Source organism: Vibrio sp. 1078-1 (assembly GCF_033340475.1).
The window spans coordinates 1-857 of sequence record NZ_JAWOWM010000178.1; the positions used below are offsets into that span (position 1 = coordinate 1).

Consider the following 857-nt stretch of genomic DNA (forward strand, 5'->3'; position numbering starts at 1 on the left):
TCGTAGGAGCGTTCGCTACGCTCTTCGTTAGAAGAAGCCCCTTTGACGTAGGAATATCCGTAGACAAACACCTTGTCGCTCTTGGGCTCGTACTCAACAAAACGCGGCTCAAACCGCATGGTTACGCGGTCGTTCTTGATCTGTTGAGCTTGAATTTCGATGGCATCAATCACGTCCTGATAGATGCTCGGGGAGAGAAGCGGGGTGATCCGTTCTTTCACAAAGTCAACGGTTCCTGGCGTCACATTGCCAAGGAGCTGAGCAAAAGCGAAACCCCAAGCCTCTTTATAGGACTGAGAGGCGTTATTTTTCGTCACCCAGGCTTCTTCCGTGAGCGTGAAAGGCTGGATAGTGACGATGGTTTCCTTGCTGAATACTTGGACCACCAGCAGGAAAACGATAGCAATAAGACCACCCTGGAAGATTCGTCCCCACTTATTTTCTGTTTGGGTCCCTTCCCAGGTCTTGAGATACTTTTTCAGGTTCAAGGCAAATACCTCCGGACAAACGGATTCTTGAGAGATTTGGCCTTGGTCATGATGAACCCGGCCCAGTAGATCATGTGGAGCAGGTATCCATCCGGATGGTTATCCCTGAATCGGCGATAAAGGTTGGTTACAAGTAACCCCCCCAGAAAGCAGATCAGGGCCTTACCGATGATGACCCCTATCGTTAGCCCCAAAAGCATCGGGGCCAACTCATCTGCGCTCCACAACAGCAGATGCGGGGGCTCATCGACCCGGCGCGGTATCTTTACAGGCTTCATAGCAACCCTCTTCTTTTCCTAGTGGCCTGTATTCTCATTCAGGGTCACTGATTTTCTGCCACGGCTTCGCGCCCTTTTCGGGCACTTCCAG

At 51.3% G+C, this 857-nt stretch carries 2 protein-coding genes; both read right to left on the bottom strand.

Going from position 1 to position 857, the window contains the following annotated elements:
• The coding region (locus R7190_RS26430; protein WP_318137746.1) for a TraE/TraK family type IV conjugative transfer system protein at positions 1-488 on the bottom strand (488 nt) is incomplete at its 3' end.
• Positions 485-766 (bottom strand): type IV conjugative transfer system protein TraL, encoded by a 282-nt coding sequence (traL, locus tag R7190_RS26435; protein WP_000805625.1) that lies wholly within the window; start codon positions 764-766, stop codon positions 485-487. The genes traL and R7190_RS26430, both read right to left, overlap by 4 nt.
• Between the last annotated feature and the right edge of the window lie 91 nt (positions 767-857).

Excerpts from the sequence above, each read along its gene's own strand:
- traL (WP_000805625.1), bottom strand. The coding sequence starts at position 766 with ATGAAGCCTGTAAAGATACCGCGCCGGGTCGATGAGCCCCCGCATCTG.